Origin of the sequence: Candidatus Avoscillospira sp. LCP25S3_F1 (assembly GCF_052117125.1) — a bacterium.
GTDB lineage: Bacteria > Bacillota > Clostridia > Oscillospirales > Oscillospiraceae > Avoscillospira_A.
In genome coordinates this window covers 1-3,046 of sequence record NZ_JBQKJT010000050.1, presented here as the reverse complement: position 1 = coordinate 3,046, position 3,046 = coordinate 1, and the positions used below count along the sequence as shown (strand labels likewise).

General features: G+C 42.4%; 2 protein-coding genes and 1 pseudogene. 2 read left to right on the top strand and 1 reads right to left on the bottom strand.

Translation table 11 applies throughout. The features are described 5' to 3' along the window. Positions 1–173 precede the first annotated feature (173 nt). Positions 174–1,859, bottom strand: coding sequence for an ATP-binding cassette domain-containing protein (locus ACTQ33_RS16985; RefSeq protein WP_441465671.1), 1,686 nt, complete (start codon positions 1,857–1,859; stop codon positions 174–176). A 59-nt stretch (positions 1,860–1,918) separates the two neighbouring features. Here ACTQ33_RS16985 and ACTQ33_RS16980 point away from each other — a divergent pair, with 59 nt between their 5' ends. Together ACTQ33_RS16980 and ACTQ33_RS16975 are read left to right on the top strand one after the other, a co-directional pair. Continuing rightward, entirely contained in the window at positions 1,919–2,845 is a 927-nt protein-coding gene (locus ACTQ33_RS16980) for an IS30 family transposase (protein WP_441465670.1), read from the top strand. A gap of 48 nt (positions 2,846–2,893) precedes the next feature. Next, positions 2,894–3,046: pseudogene (locus tag ACTQ33_RS16975) on the top strand (IS256 family transposase); the annotation flags it as partial.

Below are 3,046 nucleotides of genomic sequence, written 5' to 3'. Positions count from 1 at the left end.
ACAGATGCCGGCAAGGCGCATCTGACGGTGTACCCGCTTGCGAGAGCAGCCGAAATCCGGTTTGAGCAAATGATAGAGGCTGTCCAATCCCAGGGCAGGATATTTTTGGTGTAATATCTTGAATAATTAAAGTATGTTACGAGGTCCTTTGCTTCTTATGCACAAACCAAGCGTTACCCTCTCAGAATTCCATCAACACACACTAATTCAATATGATTAAAAAAATATTGTTTAATCGAATCAGAATGATCTACTACGATTATCGTTCTTCCTTTTTGTCTTATACGATCTAGGTATCTCACAACGCAAAAAATCTCGTCGTTACTCAATCCTTTGAAGGGTTCATCAATTCCAAATATGTCTGCCCTAGAATTGATAGCTTTTAAAAGTTTGATTCGAATATTTTCACCCCCGGAAAGTGTTGATATGGGCTGTCCGATTTTCAGATGCCCTAATAGCAAAGAAGACGCTTCTTCTAAGGAGTGTGATATTTTATCGTCTAAATGGGAAAAAAACTCTTTTGCTTCATCAATTGTCATATTCCAAACATCGAATATGCTTTTGCCATTGAGCTTGTATTTTTGAAGTATTTTATTGAACCCTGTGCCATTACATTCTTTGCATTGGAGTTGTATTTTGGCATCATATCCTGTCCCAAATTCTACATATCCGGCTCCCATGCAAACTGGACACATCCCTTCACACCCAGTTAAATTAGAAAAAAATCGTCTATCTTTTTTGTGCTTATTCGCAAATAAAGTCGAAATCCTTACAAAAACTCCCAAAGCTGTGGCAACAGAAGAATTTTTATTGCCCAATAAGGGTTTCTGATTAATGTATAAGTATTGCTCAAAATACTGCGGGAAATATTCACGTAATAAAGTGGATTTTCCAACTCCGGAATGACCGGTAATTAGATTCAGACAGCCTTTTCCAATCTTAATATCTACGCCGCTATATGCATATATTGAGTTGTTTATTAAAACATGAATGTTTTCCTTCGCGGGTGCGACTTCCATTTTATTTACAATCCGTTGCTTTTCTAAATAGCTATTTGCATCAATAAGATGCCCACCTAATGATCCACCTTTCTCGCCTAATGCAATAATTATTCTTGCACTATCCGCAAAAACATCACTATGATCAACAACTACTACAGTGTGTTTTTCAGATAAAGCTGTAATACAATTATAGACGGAAGCTTTTTCTCTGCCAGACAATCCGGCTAATGGCTCATCCAAAACCAACAGTAAATTAGATAATTGCGTATTTAGCACTTGAACCATTCTTAATCGTTGAAGCTCGCCCCCCGAAAGAGTAGGAATTGATCTATGAAAGCACAAATGCCCTAAATTTAGTTCAACAGCTTTTTGGACAAACTTATTTATATTATTTAATGCAAATGTTAAGTTGCTATCTACTATTGTGGATATCATTCTTTTGATGTGGTGTTGAAGTTGCACAAATGGCATCATCATAAGGTCGCCAATAGATACGCCAAGAAGTTTGTATTGATCATATTGAGATGAGTATTTTTTTCCGTGACAATATTCACATGTGATATCCGAAAAATATTGCGGAGAAGGTATAAATTTTGCCATCATGGGTTTTTCGGTCATAATCCCAAAGTACCGAGTGCTTCTTCTTGAAAATCCGGAACTCTTTTTATACCGAACAGAATATTTTTTTTCGCTTTCACCATAGAGAATACAATGCTTTTCGTCAGCTGAAAGTTGGCGGAAGGTTTTCTTGCTATCTATTCCATTATCCTCGCAAAACTGTTGGATTATTTGAGCATAGCAACAGATTTTTTCGCCTTGCATTATAATATCAAGTGCAACAAGGTAGAAAAATAGCAACTCACCGACAAATCCTGTAAAATGGTAAATGACCAGTAAACCACAGGAGGATTATACCGATGAGTCGCTACCGTCATTTTACCATGGATGAAAGAGAAAGTCTATTAGGCTATCTCAAGCAAGGGAAGAAGAATTGCGAAATAGCTAAGCTGCTAAGCCGGTCGCCGTCAACCATCAGCCGGGAGATTCGCAGAAACGCCCGGAACAGAAGCCAGTACAGTGCGATCAAGGCCCAAAAGGCCTACGAGCATCGGCGCAAGCAGAGCGTGCGTAAATGCAAGCTGGCAGAACAGGATTTTGCAGAAAAAGTTTCTGGATTACTGGCAAATGCATGGTCTCCTGAACAAATCAGCAATCGGTTGCAGTATGAACACAACGCGATTCAGGTCAGCACCGGCACCATTTACCGGGGCCTGGAGCGTGGCCTGCTGGATTGTGAGCTGCGAAAGAAGCTGCGAATCAAGGGCAAGCGGCGTCACGGCGGCAGGAAGAAAAGCAAGTGCGGGCATCTGGATATTGAGTACACGATCCATGACCGGCCCAAGTCGGCTGAGAGCCGCCAGACGATTGGCCATTGGGAAAGCGATACTGTGCGCGGCGCCAAATGGACGGGCTGTATTGCCACCCATGTGGAGCGTGCAAGCCGCTATGCCGTGCTTTGCAAGATTCCAAACCGAACCGCCGATGCGTTCACCAGTGCAACGGTGGAAGCCTTTTTGAGGATTCCAAAGCGAAAACGCCGGAGCTTCTGTGTGGACCACGGCAAAGAGTTTGCAAATCACCGTGAAATTCTACAGATCCTAAACTGTAAGGTGTATTTCGCAGACCCTCATGCGCCGTGGCAGCGCGGTACAAATGAGAATTTTAATGGTTTGCTGCGCCAATTTTTCCCCAAGCGCACCTCATTTGCCGAGGTGACACAGGATGATGTGGATGCTGTGGCGATGTTGCTCAATCGCCGCGAGACTATCCTAAGTTTTGTGTAAACCTCCTGAGTGGTGTAGAATAGAAGCACCACATTGGAGGTTTTACATATGGCCAGAAAGAATCGCACCCCAGAAGAAAACGCCCGTCGAGAAAAAATCCGTGAGCTGCTGCAGATGGCAAACATCGGCAGTATGGATGACATTCAAAATCTGTTCAAGGAGACCATTGCCGAATTCATGGAGAATGGCTTGGAGGCAGAG

Coding starts and splice junctions, on each gene's coding strand:
- ACTQ33_RS16980 (WP_441465670.1), top strand. CDS start 1,919: ATGAGTCGCTACCGTCATTTTACCATGGATGAAAGAGAAAGTCTATTA.